Consider the following 15,024-nt stretch of genomic DNA (forward strand, 5'->3'; position numbering starts at 1 on the left):
GCACCCGGGAGGGTGTGGGAGAGTAGGTCACCGCCGGAACATCATTCAGGTCGAGAGCCTCCAACCACCAGGTTGGAGGCTCTCCCACTTTAACCACCCAACCACTTCTGAGCGAGCACGGGGTGGGAATGCGCCGGAGGTGGGGGAGCGTCAGGGCTGCGGAACAGTTGGCGCGCCGCCGGCGTTGATTACCCTTGAGTAGTTTGACCGAAGAGCGTGAACCCCACCGGCCCAGGGAGGCCCTTATGACTGCACGGACCATCATCATCACCGGCGCCAGCGACGGGATCGGCGCCTCCGCTGCCCGGACCCTGGCCGCGCGAGGTGAGCGCGTCGTCGTCGTCGGGCGATCCGCGGAGAAAACCGAACGCATCGCCAAGGAGACAGGCGCCGACTTCTTTGTGGCCGACTTTGCCGACCTTTCGCAGGTACGGCGTCTGGCCGCTCAGTTGAAGGAGCAGTACCCGCGGATCGATGTGCTGGCGAACAACGCCGGCGGGATCATGGGTGCCCGCGAGCTCACGGTCGACGGCCACGAGAAGACCTTCCAGGTCAACCACCTTGCACCTTTCCTGCTGACGAACGAGCTGCTGGATGTCCTGACAGCCAGCAACGCGACGGTCATCAATACCTCCAGCGTCGCCAACTCGATCTTCGCGAAGTTCGACATCAGCGACCTCGACGCGGAGCAGGGCTATTCCACAAACCGCGCCTACGGGAACGCCAAGCTGGCGAACATCCTGTTTACGGCTGAGCTGCACCACCGCTTCCACGCCGCCGGCATCTCGACCGCGGCCTTCCACCCGGGCGGTGTGGCCACCAACTTCGCCGCAGAGTCGACCAGCCCCATGCGGCTGGCCTACAAGTCGTTCCTCAAACGCTTCATGCTGACCCCGGAGCAGGGCGCCGACACCCTCGTGTGGCTCGCTACGGCCGTCCCGGGGCAGGGCTGGACCTCCGGGGGCTACTACGCGAAACGGAAGCTCTCCAAGGCCAACAAGCAGGCCTACGACGCTGCCCTGGCCCGCGAGCTGTGGGAGCGCAGCGCCGAAATGGTGGCGCAGGACTCCGACAGGCTCGACCCGCACGCCTGATCGTCGTCAGGTAAGGGGCGCAGTGACCGGCGGCCAAGGAGCCAGTTGGGACGCTCCTGCCCAGTTACTCGGCAGGGAAGTATGGGTAATCCGCGCCAGTCCGGGGATTATTGACCGAACCAGGGCTGCGAAGGGGCGGTAACTGGGCGGGAGCGTCCGCGGCGGGTTGCCGGATGTGAGGGAGCGTCCGGGGCGGGTTGCCGGATGTGAGGGAGCGTCCGGGGGGTTAGCCGGCGGCTTCGACCTTGTCGATGGCGTTCAGGGCGCTCTCCATGGTCCCGGCGAGGTCACTGGCCGGGGCGGGCTTGGCGAAGAGGTAGCCCTGCAGCGAATCGCAGCCGAGGTCCATCAGGTACTTGGCCTGAGCCGGGGTCTCAATGCCTTCCGCCGTGACCCTCAGGCCCAGGTCTTGCGCGGCGCGGATCATCGTGCGGAAGAACGGCAGGTGTTCCTTGCCGGTCTTGATCATCGCCACGAAGGACCGGTCGATCTTGACCTTATCCAGCGGCAGCTCCTTGAGCCGGCCCAGCGTCGAGTACCCGGTCCCGAAGTCGTCCATCGCGATCCGCACCCCCGCCTCGCGCAGCTGCGCCAGCTGCCGGAGCACGTCCGAGTCGGCGTCGAAGAACACGCTCTCGGTCAGCTCGAGCATGAGCTGGCGCGGGTCCACCCCGGTGGAGGCGACGATCCCGAGCACGTCCGTGGCGAAGTCGCGGTGCTGGAACTGCAAGCCAGAGACATTCACGGCCACGCTGTACGCGGCGTCGCCGGCCAGCCACGGGCGGATTTCGGCGCAGGCGCGGCGCATCACCTCGTCGCCGATCTCACGGATCAGGCCGCTCTGTTCGGCCACCGGCAGGAACTGGTTCGGCGGGACGAGCTTGCCGTACCGCTCCCAGCGGGCAAAGGCCTCGAACTGGACGACGGCGCCCAGGCCGGGGGAGACCACGGGCTGGTAGTGCACGGAGATCTGACCCAGTTCCACGGCCTGCCGCAGGCCAGTCTCGCCCTGCGGGGTGTTGACGGCGACGCTGAGCATCTCCGGCCGGAACTCCAGCCAGGTGTTCTTCCCGGCCGCCTTGGCCGCCGACATGGCCGAATCCGCCTGCCGCAGCAGTTCCGCGCCGTCCTGCGTGGCCGCGGTCCGGGCCGCCAGGCCCATGCTCACCCCGGGCCGGACCAGCGACCCGCCGATCCGCGCGGGCACGTACAGCGAATCGGAGATCCGCTTCGCAACCGCCCCGGCGTTGAGGCATTCGGTCAGCAGGACAGCGAATTCATCCCCGCCCAGCCGGGCGACCGTGTCGTGCGGCCGGACGCAGTTCCGCAGCCGGCTGGCCACCTCCACCAACAGTTCGTCCGCGGCGGAGCGGCCCAGCATGTCGTTGTAGCTCTTGAAATCGTCCACATTCAGCAGCAGCACATCGACCGGGTCCGGCCGGCGCAGCGCCGCGGCGAGCCGCTCGTTGAACAGCGTCCCGTTCGGCAGCCCGGTCAGCGTGTCCCGCAGCACGGCCGCCTTGAGCTGGTCGTCATGTTCGGCCGGGCTCAGGCGGGGGAGGACGCCGGTGGTGCCGGGCACCAGGTCCGCCTCCAGTGCGCTGAATGTACGACGCCGGGCGGTCGCCGTCGTGCCCGCGGTGCCGGCCGCCGGGCTGCCTGGTGCAGCGGGCAGGGTGTCAGTCGCGGCGCCGCCGTCGTGCGGGGCAACTCTGGGCGGGGCCGGCCGCACAGCGACAGCGACGCTGCCGGCACCGCCGGACGCCGGCGGCAGGGCCGCGCAGGTGATCTCCAGCGGAATCTCCGAGGCGTCTCCGCGCCGGCCGACGCCGGTGAAGGGGCGCCGCGCAGGCCCGGCGGCAGGCCCGGCGGCAGGCCCGGCCGCGCGGGGAGTGCCAGCCGGGGCGGCGAAGCTGGAGAGGAACTGGTGGAACGCTTCCCGGGAGGACTCGGCGAGCAGCAGGCTGTAGTCCGCGCCAAGCAGTTGCGCCCGTGGGTAGCCGAAGAGCTGTTCGGCGGCGGCGTTTAGGAATGAAACGGACCAGTCCGGTCCGAGCAGCACGAGTGCGTCGGGGCTGTGCTCCAGCACGAGCTGAGCGAATGCTGCGTCCATAACGTGTACTGCCCCCAAAGCGGTGAATCGGTGGAAAGAAAGACCTGTACCGTCCGGCCCGTGCAGGGGGACTCGCGGCGCACGGCGCGGGCCGTGTGTTCTGAAATCATATGTGTTCGGCCGCACAGTTCCGTTCCGTGCGGGCACCGGACACGAAAGCGTCGAAACACGTCGGCGGCTGGACCTGCAGGCGTGCCACAAAGGGCCCTGCGCTGCGGTGCCCGGTCCTGCCAGGAACCCAAGCGCCGGGACCGCCTACAGCACCCCCACCGGCTCCTGCAGCGCCTCGATGGCTTCCGCCGACTGGACCTCGGCGGCGGCCCGGCCGGCCTCCGGGACCGGGCGGGAGAAGAAGTAGCCCTGCAGGGCGTCGCACTCGTGGTCCATCAGGTAGCGGGCCTGCACCGGCGTCTCGATCCCCTCGGCCGTCACGCGCAGGCCGAGGCTGTGCGCCATGTGGATCATCGAGGTGAGGATCGGCAGGCGTTCCTCGCCGGTGTGCAGCATCGACACGAACGACTTGTCGATCTTCACCGCATCCACCGGCAGCTCCTGCAGCCGGCCCAGCGAGGAGTAGCCGGTGCCGAAGTCGTCCAGCGCCACCCGGATGCCGGCCGCGCGCAGCGTGATCAGCTGCTGGATTACGTGCGAGTCGGCGTCGAAGAACACGCTCTCGGTGACCTCCAGTACCAGCTGGTGCGGGTCCACCCGGCTCCACGCCGCGATATCCAGCACCCGCTCGGCGAAGTCCTTGTGCTGCAGCTGCACCCCGGAGACGTTCACCGCGAGGGTCCGGCCCGGGTCCTCAGCCAGCCAGGACTGCAGGGCGGCGCAGCTCTGCCGCAGCACCTCGGCGCCGATCTCGCGGATCAGGCCGCTGCGTTCGGCGGTCTGGATGAACGCATCCGGCGCCATCAGCAGGCCGTCGCGCTCCCAGCGGGCCAGCGCCTCGTACTGCACCACTTCGCGCCGGTTGGTGGAGACCACGGGCTGGTAGAAGACGGTGATCTGGCCGAGTTCGACGGCGCGGCGCAGCCCCGCGGTCAGCTGGGTGCGTTCCAGCAGGCTCGCCAGCATCTCCGGCTGGAAGTGCACGTAGCAGTTCTTCCCGGCCTCCTTGGCCGCGTACATGGCCACGTCCGCCTGCCGGAGCAGCTCGGAGGAGGACATCCCGGCCGTGTCGCGGGTCGCGACGCCCAGGCTCAGGCCCGGCCGCATCAGGGTTCCCTCGATCGAGACCGGGGCGTTCAGGGTGGACACGATCCGCTGCGCCACGCCGTCGGAGTCGTTGCAGCCCACCAGCAGCACCACGAACTCGTCGCCGCCGAGCCGGGCGACGGTGCCGTGCGGGCCCACGCAGTTTTGCAGCCGGCGCGAGATCTCCACCAGCATCTGGTCCCCGGCGTGGTGGCCGAGGATGTCGTTGACTTCCTTGAAGTCGTCCAGGTCCAGCAGCAGCACCGCCACCGGGCCGGGGTTCTCCAGCGCGGCCGTGGCGCGGTCGTTAAAGAACATCCGGTTGGCCAGCCCGGTCAACGGATCCTGGAAGGCCAGGGCCTTCAGCTGCTCGGCCTGCTGGGCGAGCTCATCGAGCGCGCGCCTCGCTTGGTCCTGCGCCACGGTGCGGGAGGTGACGTCACGGAAGTTCCAGATCCGGCCCACCACTTCATCCGCGACCTTCTGCGGCCGTGAATACAGTTCCACCGTGCGGCCGTCCTGGAACTCGAGCAGGTCGTGGCTGTGCAGCTCGCGGTTGGCGTACAGCTCGGCGACTTTGGCCTTGAAGCAGTCCGGGGCAACCAGTTGCTTGGCGATGAACTTCACCAGCGCGTAGGCGTCGTCCTCAGCCAGGATCTCCCGGGGCATGCCCCAGAGCCGGAGGTACTGATCGTTGACCCCCGTGATCTGCCCGGTATTGGACACCACCAAAATGCCGTCCGCCGTCGTCTCCAGTGTTGCGTCGAGGAGCGAAGCAGCGTGGCGGCGGCCGGCGTCGTCGTCCTGGCGGTGGGTGGTGTCCCGCACCGCGACCGCCATGGACGTCTGGGCGCCGGTGCTCACCAGCGAGCAGGTGAGTTCCAGCGGGATTTCACTGCCGTTCCGGTGCAGCCCGACGGCGGGGAACGGCCTGGTGCCGAAGGTCCCGGCCCGGCCCAGGCGGCTCAGGACGCGCAGGAAGCCGCCGCGGTCATCCTCGACCAGCAGCCGGTGGTGCGAGGCGCCGAGCAGCTGCTCGCGCGGGTACCCGAAGAGGCGCTCGGCGGCCGGGTTGAGGTAGGAGATGGTCCCCTCGATGGTGAGCAGCAGCAACGCGTCAGGACCCTGTGACAGCAGGGTTTCCGCCAATCCTTGTTCCACGTCGATGCCAGCCCCCAGGCGCTCGGTACTCGAAGCCACCGGCAGGGCGGTGGTCACTGAACTTCAAGAATCATAGGGCCATGAGACCCAAATCACAGCACCGGCTGCGTTTGGGCCTCGGTGTCGGCGCGTAGGCCCCCGATCATGCGGCCGGACGCGGCGACAGCCTCGGGCAGGGCGGCCGCCGGCTGGGGCCGGGAGAAGAGGTAGCCCTGGAGCGAATCGCAGCCGTGCTCGATCAGGTATTCGGCCTGCTCCAAGGTCTCGACGCCCTCGGCGGTGACGGTCAGGCCCAGCCCGTGGGCCATGGCGATCATGCAGTTCAGGATGGGCAGGTGCTCGGCGCCGCTGCGGATCATGCCCACAAACGACTGGTCGATCTTGAGTGTGTCCACTGGCAGGTCCTGCAGCCGGCCCAGCGAGGAGTAGCCGGTCCCGAAGTCGTCCAGCGCGACCCGGACGCCGGCGCTGCGAAGCTGCACCAGCTGGCGCCGGATCTGGCAGTCGTCGTCGAAGAAGACGCTTTCGGTGACCTCGACGACCAGCTGGTGCGGATCGACGCCGCAGGCCTCGGCGGTCGCGAAGAGCAGCTCCGGGAAATTCCCCTGCTGCAGCTGCACGCCGGAGACGTTCACCGCCAGCGACCGCACCGGGTCGGCGGCGAGCCAGGGTGCCAGTTCGGTGCAGCCACGCAGCAGGACCTCGGTGCCGATCTCCACGATGAGGCCGCTGCGTTCGGCCGCGGGAATGAAGTGCTGCGGCGCCACCAGGACTCCGTCGCGTTCCCAGCGGGCCAGCGCCTCGACCTTAACCACCCTGCCCAGCGAGGCGGAGACGATCGGCTGGTAGTGCACGGTGATCTCGCCGTTGTCGACGGCGGCGCGGAGCCCGGCGTCGAGGTCGGTGCGCTCCAGCAGGGCGCGCATCATTTCCGGCTGGAAGCGCAGGTAGCGGTTTTTGCCCGCCGCCTTCGCCGCGTACATGGCGATGTCGGCCCGGCGGAGCAACTCGGAGGCGTCGACGGCGTCCTCGCTGATGGAGGCCAGGCCCAGGCTGAGGCTGGGCCGCAGCATGGTGCCGTCGATCCACACGGGAGCCTTGAGCGATTCGACGATCCGTTCGGCGGCGGCGTCGGCGTCGAGGGAGCCGACCAGAAGCACCACGAACTCGTCACCGCCCAGGCGTGCTACAACGTCCCCGGGCCGCACGCAGGCGCGCAGCCGGCGGCCCACCTCGATCAGCATCTGGTCGCCGGCGTGGTGGCCGTGGATGTCGTTGACTTCCTTGAAGTCGTCCAAATCCAGCAGCAGCACGTCGACGGCGGTCCCGCAGGGCCCTGCCAGTGCGTAGGCCAGCCGGTCGTTGAAAAGCTGCCGGTTGGATAGTCCGGTCAGCGGGTCCTGGAAGGCGAGGGTCTTGAGCTGGTTCGCCTGCTGGGCCAGGTCCGCCATCGCCCGGCTGATCTGGTCCTGGGCGAGCCTGGCCTCGGTCACGTCGCGGAAACTCCAGACCCGGCCCACCACGTGCTCGTCCACCGTCTGCGGGCGTGAATACCGTTCAAAGGTCCGGCCGTCGCGGAAGTGCAGCACGTCGTGGCTTTCGGCGTCCGGGTCCGCGTAGAGGGCGGTGACCTTCTCGAGGAACTGCCCCGGGTCCGCCAGCTGGTCCAGGACGGAATTCATCACGGCCTCATCGTCCCCGGTGTCCACGAGGTCGCGCGGGATGCCCCACATGGAAAGGAACTGGTTGTTCACCAGGGCGATGCGGCCCTCGGCGCTGACCACCAGGATCCCGTCGGCGGTTGATTCGAGGGTGGCCGAGAGCAGGGACGTGGCTTCGCGGAGCCGTGCATCCTCGTCGGCGCGCGCTGAAGTGCTCACGCGGCCGGAACCGGATGAAGCTGAGACCTGTGTCGGTGCATGATGAATCCTCCCCTCAGGAATCATAGGGTGCGCGTCCGGCCCCGGCCGCCACCGGCGCGCGCCGTGCGGGCTGGTCTGCCGACGGTGACCGGTCAGCTCGCCGGACCTGCCGGTCAGCCGGCGGTGGCCGGTCCGCGCGCCGGGGATGGCCGCGGGGCCGGCGCGTGCGGGACGGCCGGGGAACTCGGCCGGCCGGGTCCGTGTACCGTCCAGCCGGCCGCGGACCAGGCCGCGGCGTCGACCGCGTTCCGGGCATCGAGCATGACCCGGCGCCGGACCAGGTCCCCGGCTGCCGTGGGGGAGAGTGTGCGGTAGGCGTCCCATTCGGTCAGCAGCAGCACCAGTTCGGCGCCCTCGAGCGCCTGCTCGGTGCAGGCCTCAAAGCGCAGCTGCGGGTACCGCAGCCAGGCGTTGTTGATCGCGGCAGGGTCCGTGACGGTGACGTGCGCACCGGCGGCGGCCAGCTGAGCGGCCACATCCAGGGCGGGGGAATCCCGGATGTCGTCGGTGTCGGGTTTGAACGCCGCGCCCAGCACGGTCACCCGCCGTCCGCCGAGCCTGCCGCCGCAGAGCTGCCGCGCGGCGTCGACTGTGCGGGAGCGCCGGCCCTGGTTGATGCTGTCCACCGTGGCCATCCAGGTCTCGACGGAGTCCACCCCCAGCGCGGCTGCCTGCACCCGGAGGGAACGGATGTCCTTGGGCAGGCAGCCACCGCCGAAGCCGAGACCCGCGTGCAGGTAGCGGCCGCCGATCCGCGGGTCCAGGCCCATCGCCTCGCCCAGTTCGGTGATGTCGGCACCGGAGGCTTCGCACAGTTCGGCCACCGCGTTGATGAAGCTCAGCTTGGTGGCCAGGTACGCGTTCGACGCCGACTTGATCAGCTCCGCCGTCGCGAAGTTGCACACCAGCCGGGGAATGCCGGCGGCCAGCAGCGGCGCGTAGGCCGCGTCGAGGACGGCGGTGACCGCCGCGCCGTCGGCCTCCGCCCCGGAGCCGCCGCCGGGGGTGCTGCCCGAGTTCTTGCCGGCGGGCGCGCCGCTGGCGCGGCCGCCGGGCACGCCGTAGACCAGCCGGTCGGGGACCAGGGAATCCTTGACCGCCGTGCCCTGCCGCAGGAACTCCGGGTTCCAGCCCAGCAGCACATCGGGCCGGTCCGCGAGTATCCCACGGAGCATGTCCACCGTTCCCACCGGCACGGTCGACTTGCCCACGACGGCGGCGCCCGGCGCCAGGAAGGGGAGCAGGGCCTCGATCGCGGCAACCAGGTAGCTGAGGTCGGCGTCGTTCGATGTCTTGGACTGCGGCGTGCCGACGCAAAGGAAGTGCAGCTGAGCCCCGGCGGCGTCGGCGAAGTTCGTGGTGAAGCTGAGCCGGCCGCCGGCGCGGCCGTCGCGGAGCAGCTCGTCGAGACCGGGTTCGTGGAACGGTGCGGCACCGCGGTCCAGGTGCGCGACCTTGGCGGCGTCGACGTCGATCCCCACGACGGTGTGGCCCATCGAGGCCAGAGTGGCGGCGTGGACCGCGCCGAGGTAGCCGCAGCCGATGACCGAAATCTTCACAGCGCCGCTCCCCGTGCGGCGACGGTGCCTACCGCTTCGTAGTGCCGGACCAGCTCCTCGCCGAGGGCGTGCCAGGTCCGGCCCTGGACCGAGGCGTGGGCGGCGGCGGCGAAGGCGCGGCGCTTGGCGTCGTCGCCGGTCAGGTCCATCACCCGGGACCGCAGCGCGCCGAGGTCCCCCGGTTCATAGAGCCAGCCGGTCCGGGAGTTCTCCACCAGATCCAGCGGGCCGCCGCGGCCGGTGGCGACGACCGGGACTCCGGACGCCATGGCTTCCTGGATCGTCTGGCAGAAGGTTTCGAACTCGCCGGGGTGGACGAACAGGTCGAAGGATGCGACGGCGCGGGCCAGGTCCTCGCCGCCGAGGAACCCGGTGAACACCGCCGTCGGGAGCGCTGCCTCGAGGGCCCCACGCTGCGGGCCGTCGCCGACAATCACCAGCCTCGTGCCCGGCACGTCAGCGAGGACGGCCAGGTCCTCGACCTGCTTTTCCACGGCGAGCCGGCCGACGTAGCCGATGATGCGCTCGCCGCCCGGGGCCACCGTGGCCCGCCACGCGTCGTCGCGCTTTGCCGGGTTGAACCGCAGGGTGTCCACACCGCGCCGCCACATCCGCACCCGCGGAATGCCCCGGCCGCGGAACTGGTGCAGGGCGAAACTGGACGGGACCAGGGTGCGCGAGGCCAGCAGGTGGATCTGCTCCACCCGGTTCCACGCCCAGTTTTCGAGGAAGGGGACGCCGTACCGCGCGGCGTAGCCGGGGACCTCGGTCTGGTAGACGGCGACGGTCGGGATGCCCAGCTGGTGCGCCGCCTGCGCCGCCCGCCAGCCGAGTACGAACGGCGAGGCAAGGTGGACGACGTCGGGGGCGTAGCCGGCAAGGATGCGCTTGACCCGGGCCACACCTCCCAGCGCCACCCGCACGTTGGTGTAGCCGGCGAGCGGTACGGACGGCAGCCGGTGGACCCGCGCACCGTGGACCTCGTCCGGGACACCGGTGTCCTGGGTGGATGGGGCGATTACGAGCACCTCGTCGCCGCGGCCCTGCAAATGCTCCAGGACCCGCAGGATGGAGTGCGTGACCCCGTTCATCTGGGGAAGGAATGATTCGGCGACTAGTGCGATCCTCACGCCTCCACCGTGGCCGCGGCGACTGACGGGCCGGCGTCACGGATGTGGCGGCCGGGGGAAGCGTAGGTGAACAGGCGGGGCCCCGGGTGCGGGGAGTGGGGCCGAGGCGCGGGAGCTGGGCTGCCTTCGCCGCCGTGCTGGCGGATGCCCATTTGCCGCAGATGGTCGCTAAGCCGGGTCTCGAAACAGCCACCTACGGCAAACCGACGACTAAACGAACGACCCCGCCGGTTGGAGTGGGCCGCAGCGGCGGGTCTGGCCGGGCATGCCCAGCGGCCAGCCCGAGGGCTGGGCATAATCCGTTATGCCCAGCCTTCGGCGGCACGAATGAGCATGTCCAAGTCCGCCGGGCGACGCGCCCCCACGGCGGGGCGAGCCGCCGTCGTCGTGCAGGCCTAAGAAGCCCGGGCAAAAGGAAGCTGGCGCGGAGCCCGCAAGCAGGCGCCCGCACCAGCAGGTAGTACGAATTGTTGGATTGCTATGAAACGTTCCTCATTCGCGGCTCCCTTTTCCCGGTGTTCGCTTACCGGGTTTGTGCGTCATCGGCCAGGTGCCTCGATAGCAGCCAGCCGGCGCCAATCATGGCCACGCCCAGCACCATGTGCGTCCAGTTGTCCATGGTGTTGAACGCCAGGAAATTGGCCGCCGACCCCACGCCGACGATCAGCCCGTAAACGCTAAAGACGATGTACAACAGGCCGAAGCCCATCAAGAAGTTCCGGGCCCCCATGCCGCTGCGGGACATGGTCAGGCCGGTCGCGCCGATGGCCAGCTGAACAATGTTCAGCAGCATGGACACCTGGAACAGGCCGAGGAACAGGGCTCCGGAATCAGGTCCGAAGAACCTCAGTTCGCTGTACTGCGTGGTGATGCCCGGAATGAATCCCAGGACGCCCACGACAATTAGGACGATACCCACACCCATGCCGACGTTTTGGACATCAGTCCGTCCGAAATGTACGCCGTGCGCATGTGGGGATGCGGTAGTCATTTTCTGCCTCCAACCACTGATTGCGGACACTTAAAATTTTACGGCGGGGCGGGCCAAAAAGCGCCGCCGCGGAGCCTCCGGACGCCCGGCTGGTCCGGGGTCAAAACGCGGGGCCAAGCCTGTCGGAACCCGGCAGCCGCCCCGGCCCGTGGCACGATGGAAGGCGATGAAACTGCGCGCTGATCAGACCGGAAACCGTGGCCTCCCCATGCCCTTGTGGCTGCAGGGGGCCCTCGAGTCCGCTCAGGCCGCCGTGATCTCCGCGCTCGCGGTGATCGTCCCGATCGTCGCAGTCTGGGCGACGGCGGGCTTCGGGGAGGGCGGCTTTGAATTCCTGGCCCGGCTGGCCGGCCAAGCGTGGCTGCTGATTCACGGTGTCCCGCTGCTGCTCGAGACCGTCGGCCCCGGCGGCGCGGGCCGGGCCGAATCCGGCACCTTGTCGTTGATCCCGCTCGGACTGACCCTCATCCCGTTTCTGCTCGCTTGGCGGGCCGGCCGCCGGCTGGCACGCGCGTCCTACACGGACCAGCTCTGGCAGGCGCTCCTGGGCTCCTGGCTGATGTACGGCGCCTTCGGGCTCGCCACCGGGTTCGTCTGCCGCACCTCCGACGTCGGGGTCAGCCTCTGGGCCGCCTCCTTCATCCCGCTGATTCCCTTCGCCCTGGGGATGGTCATCGGCGCCCGCCGCGAGGCCGGTTCCTGGAGCCGGCTGATCGGGGTCGACGCCGTCGCCTGGCTCTCGCGCACCAGCCAGCATTCGCGCTGGGCCGGGTCCTACCTCGGCTCCGCCGCCAAGGCCGGCTTCGTCGCCGCGATGGCCAGCCTTGCCATGGCCTCGGGCCTGCTCGCGGTGGACCTGATCATCCACTGGAACCTCATCATCGCCGTCTATGAGGCGCTCGACGCCGGTCCGGTCGGCGGTGCGGCGCTCACCCTGGCCCAGCTGGGCTACCTTCCCAACCTTGTCGTCTTCGCGCTGGCCTGGACCTCCGGGGCCGGCGTCGCGCTCGGCGTCGGGTCGCAGGCGGGGGCGCTCGGCACCGCCGTCGGACCGCTGCCTTCCATCCCGGTGTTTGCCGCGCTGCCGTCCGGGGTTCTGGACTACGGGTTCGTGGCGCTCGTGGTGCCGGTGCTCGCCGGGCTCCTGGCCGGCTGGTGGTTCCTGCGCGAGGGCGAGAACCACTTCGACGAATGGCTCTCCATCAAGGTCAAGGCCCGCTGGTTCACCGCCGCCGTCTCCACCCTGGTCCTTGGGGCGATGGTCGGCGCCGTCGCCGGGCTGCTCGCGGCGGGGCTGGCGTGGCTGGCGCGGGGCTCAGCGGGCATCGGCCGGCTGACGGACATCGGTCCTGACCCGCTGCGGACCGCGGTGTTCGTCGCGGTGGAGACGGGCATCGGCGTCGTGATCGGCTACGCCGCAGGGCCGTGGCTGGAACGCCGGCAGAAGCTGCACGAGGTGCAGCTGGAAACCGCCGCCGACGCCGACTAACGCCCCGGCAGGCCCGCGTGAAGCGAGCCGGCGTCGAGAGGCCTACCGCAGCTGAGCGGGCAGCGACCTTTCCAGCTGCGTCCGGCAGGCTGAGGAGGCCTGCTCGGTGAGCGCGTGCCGGGAGCACTGCTGGTAGTCCCGGATCTGGGTGAAGAAGGCGGTAGAGGCGAGGATCATCAGGACCATCACCGCCGAGACGACCAGGCCGGAGATGGTCCCGAACAGCACCAGGCGGGATTCCTTGAGCCTGATGGCGCGCACCAGCAGCGTGACGCCCAGCGCCACCCCGGCCGCGGTGAGGATGGCGGCGAGCCAGAGGTAGTTGACGTCCAGCTGGAACACGAAGAATGCCCCGAGGACGGCCACGATGAAGGCCCGGAACAGAATGTGTGTCCGGAGCAGCGACGCTTTGGCCGCTTCGCTGCGCGGATTCTGCTGCCGCGGGCTGCCGCCGGGGTCCTGGGGGGAGTTCATGTTTTCCAGCGTACGCGAGCCGCACCTTAAGCTAGGGCAATGCGCATCGTTGTCCTCGTCTCCGGCACCGGCTCCAACCTCCAAGCCGTCATCGACGCCGTCCGGGCCGGCGAGCTCGACGTGGAACTGGCCGCGGTCGGCGCCGACCGGCCCGACACCTACGGCGTGGAGCGCGCCGCGGCCGCCGGCATCCCGACCTTCGTGGTCGACTTCAAGGCCTACCCGGACCGGACAGCCTGGAACGCAGCCCTCACCGACGCCGTCGCCGCGTACCGGCCCGACGTCGTCGTATCCTCAGGGTTCATGCGGATCGTCAGCGCGGACTTCATCGACGCGTTCGGCGGCAGGTACCTGAACACCCACCCGGCCCTGTTGCCGGCCTTCCCCGGTGCGCACGGGGTCCGCGATGCCCTGGCCTACGGCGTCAAGGTCACGGGCTGCACGGTGCACTGGGCCGACGCCGGGGTGGACACCGGGCCGATCATCGCCCAGGAAGCCGTGACTGTGGCCGACGACGACACCGAGGAGACCCTGCACGAACGGATCAAGACCGTTGAACGCCGCCTGCTGGTCGCCACATTGGCCTCCCTCGCCGCTGCCGACTCCCGCGCCGCAGCAACCACACCCAACTGACTCCCGTCGGCTGCCTCGCGGAGGCCGCTGACGGTGACAAGTGCCAGATGATCCGGAACGGGTCCGCCCCCGTGGGAGACCGGGTCGTCCGGGACATTCCGGGGGACCAAGTAGTCCGTTCGGCGAAACTGAGTACTCGACCGAAAAGTCGGGTACTCGAGGGCCAAAGTCGAGTATTCCGGCGCCGGTTTTACAGGCTCTGGGGGCCATAGTCTGGCGCAGTCTCATTCGTCTCATGCGCCCCGGGGGGTCCAACGTGTCTCACTTCAGCTTTGCCAAAACCAGTCCCAAGATCCTCGGCCTGACCGCCGCCCTGGTTCTCGGTACCGGAGCCATCTCCGCCGCCTACGCCGTCTCGGCCACGTCCGGCACCGGAGAAATCAACGGCTGCTACAACATCAACAACGGCGGTCAACTGAGGGTCCTCGCCGCCGGCGGATCGTGCGATTCCAAGAAGGAAACGGCGATCTCGTGGAACATGCAGGGTATCCAGGGGCTGCAGGGCATCGCCGGCCCGCAGGGCATCCAGGGCATCCAGGGGGAGAAGGGTGACACCGGGGAGACCGGTGCGACCGGCGCCCAGGGCGAGAAGGGCGATACCGGGGAGACCGGTGCGACCGGTGCCCAGGGGGAGAAGGGTGACACCGGGGAGACCGGTGCGACCGGTGCCCAGGGCGAGAAGGGCGATACCGGGGAGACCGGTGCGACGGGCGCCCAGGGCGAGACTGGAGCAACCGGTGCGGCCGGTGCCCAAGGCGAGAAGGGCGAGACCGGAGCCACCGGTGCGGCCGGACCGCAGGGTGAGAAGGGCGAAAGGGGCGCCACCGGAGCCACCGGCCCGGTTGGACCGGCCGGAGCCACCGGGGCAACCGGCGCCACAGGAGCTCCCGGTGCGGCTGCGTCCACGAGCGTGACCGTAGCCTCCGCCAGCGGAACGACGGCACTGACCGTCTCGGCGTCGTGCCCCGCGGGCAAGACGGCCGTTTCCGGCGGCTACTCGCTGGGCTCGACCACGGCCAACAACGCAGCAACGGCGAGCCAGCCGATCACGGACGCCAACGGCACACCCACCGGCTGGACCGTCACCCAGAAGACCGCGACGGCCATGACGGTCTACGTCACCTGCATCCAGTAGCGAACGCCCGGATGCTCTCTCACTTATGGCGCTATTGAGGACCTCAAAGCAGCCATAGGTGAGAGAGCATTTTGGGGTGGCCGGGGCGCCGGCGGGCTGGACCGGGCGGACCGGGCTGAGCGGCGG

General features: G+C 69.6%; 11 protein-coding genes. 4 read left to right on the forward strand and 7 right to left on the reverse strand.

The window, feature by feature from the left end:
- The first annotated feature begins 245 nt into the window (after window positions 1-245).
- Window positions 246-1,094: an SDR family NAD(P)-dependent oxidoreductase gene (locus ASG71_RS13130; protein WP_056740032.1), complete on the forward strand. Its 849-nt coding sequence runs from the start codon at window positions 246-248 to the stop codon at window positions 1,092-1,094.
- A 226-nt stretch (window positions 1,095-1,320) separates the two neighbouring features.
- On the opposite strand, the gene ASG71_RS13135 is transcribed toward ASG71_RS13130, so the two are convergent.
- The 6 genes from ASG71_RS13135 to ASG71_RS13160 all read right to left on the reverse strand — a co-directional run bounded on the left by ASG71_RS13135 (window position 1,321) and on the right by ASG71_RS13160 (window position 11,167).
- Window positions 1,321-3,207: an EAL domain-containing protein gene (locus ASG71_RS13135; protein ID WP_082575159.1), complete on the reverse strand. Its 1,887-nt coding sequence runs from the start codon at window positions 3,205-3,207 to the stop codon at window positions 1,321-1,323.
- Window positions 3,208-3,462: 255 nt separating this feature from the next.
- The gene (locus ASG71_RS13140) at window positions 3,463-5,622 is read right to left on the reverse strand and encodes a putative bifunctional diguanylate cyclase/phosphodiesterase (RefSeq protein WP_235564091.1); all 2,160 of its coding nucleotides are present in this window, start codon (window positions 5,620-5,622) and stop codon (window positions 3,463-3,465) included.
- A gap of 35 nt (window positions 5,623-5,657) precedes the next feature.
- Window positions 5,658-7,445 (reverse strand): putative bifunctional diguanylate cyclase/phosphodiesterase, encoded by a 1,788-nt coding sequence (locus ASG71_RS13145; RefSeq protein ID WP_235564093.1) that lies wholly within the window; start codon window positions 7,443-7,445, stop codon window positions 5,658-5,660.
- Between the two features lie 155 nt (window positions 7,446-7,600).
- Window positions 7,601-9,046 carry a UDP-glucose dehydrogenase family protein gene (locus ASG71_RS13150; RefSeq protein ID WP_056740036.1) on the reverse strand — a complete coding sequence of 482 codons (1,446 nt, stop codon included), beginning with the start codon at window positions 9,044-9,046 and terminating at the stop codon, window positions 7,601-7,603.
- Window positions 9,043-10,176 (reverse strand): glycosyltransferase family 4 protein, encoded by a 1,134-nt coding sequence (locus ASG71_RS13155; protein WP_082575163.1) that lies wholly within the window; start codon window positions 10,174-10,176, stop codon window positions 9,043-9,045. Before ASG71_RS13155 ends, ASG71_RS13150 begins: the two co-directional genes overlap by 4 nt.
- A gap of 523 nt (window positions 10,177-10,699) precedes the next feature.
- The gene (locus tag ASG71_RS13160; protein ID WP_056740041.1) at window positions 10,700-11,167 is read right to left on the reverse strand and encodes a DUF4383 domain-containing protein; all 468 of its coding nucleotides are present in this window, start codon (window positions 11,165-11,167) and stop codon (window positions 10,700-10,702) included.
- 166 nt (window positions 11,168-11,333) lie between these two features.
- On the opposite strand from ASG71_RS13160, the gene ASG71_RS13165 reads away from it, so the two are divergent.
- Entirely contained in the window at window positions 11,334-12,656 is a 1,323-nt protein-coding gene (locus ASG71_RS13165; RefSeq protein WP_056740043.1) for a DUF6350 family protein, read from the forward strand.
- A 42-nt stretch (window positions 12,657-12,698) separates the two neighbouring features.
- On the opposite strand, the gene ASG71_RS13170 is transcribed toward ASG71_RS13165, so the two are convergent.
- Window positions 12,699-13,130 (reverse strand): hypothetical protein, encoded by a 432-nt coding sequence (locus ASG71_RS13170; RefSeq protein WP_056740045.1) that lies wholly within the window; start codon window positions 13,128-13,130, stop codon window positions 12,699-12,701.
- A gap of 39 nt (window positions 13,131-13,169) precedes the next feature.
- On the opposite strand from ASG71_RS13170, the gene purN reads away from it, so the two are divergent.
- Window positions 13,170-13,763, forward strand: a complete 594-nt coding sequence (gene purN / locus ASG71_RS13175; protein WP_056740047.1) for a phosphoribosylglycinamide formyltransferase — start codon at window positions 13,170-13,172, stop codon at window positions 13,761-13,763.
- A gap of 256 nt (window positions 13,764-14,019) precedes the next feature.
- Complete coding sequence (locus tag ASG71_RS13180; protein WP_200947998.1) at window positions 14,020-14,898, forward strand: collagen-like protein; 879 nt, start codon at window positions 14,020-14,022, stop codon at window positions 14,896-14,898.
- Window positions 14,899-15,024 lie beyond the last annotated feature (126 nt).

It is taken from the genome of Arthrobacter sp. Soil763 (genome assembly GCF_001428365.1).
GTDB lineage: Bacteria > Actinomycetota > Actinomycetes > Actinomycetales > Micrococcaceae > Arthrobacter.

Excerpts from the sequence above, each read along its gene's own strand:
- ASG71_RS13160 (WP_056740041.1), bottom strand. The coding sequence starts at position 11,167 with ATGACTACCGCATCCCCACATGCGCACGGCGTACATTTCGGACGGACT.
- purN (WP_056740047.1), top strand. The coding sequence starts at position 13,170 with ATGCGCATCGTTGTCCTCGTCTCCGGCACCGGCTCCAACCTCCAAGCC.
- ASG71_RS13130 (WP_056740032.1), top strand. The coding sequence starts at position 246 with ATGACTGCACGGACCATCATCATCACCGGCGCCAGCGACGGGATCGGC.
- ASG71_RS13165 (WP_056740043.1), top strand. The coding sequence starts at position 11,334 with ATGAAACTGCGCGCTGATCAGACCGGAAACCGTGGCCTCCCCATGCCC.
- ASG71_RS13170 (WP_056740045.1), bottom strand. The coding sequence starts at position 13,130 with ATGAACTCCCCCCAGGACCCCGGCGGCAGCCCGCGGCAGCAGAATCCG.
- ASG71_RS13135 (WP_082575159.1), bottom strand. The coding sequence starts at position 3,207 with ATGGACGCAGCATTCGCTCAGCTCGTGCTGGAGCACAGCCCCGACGCA.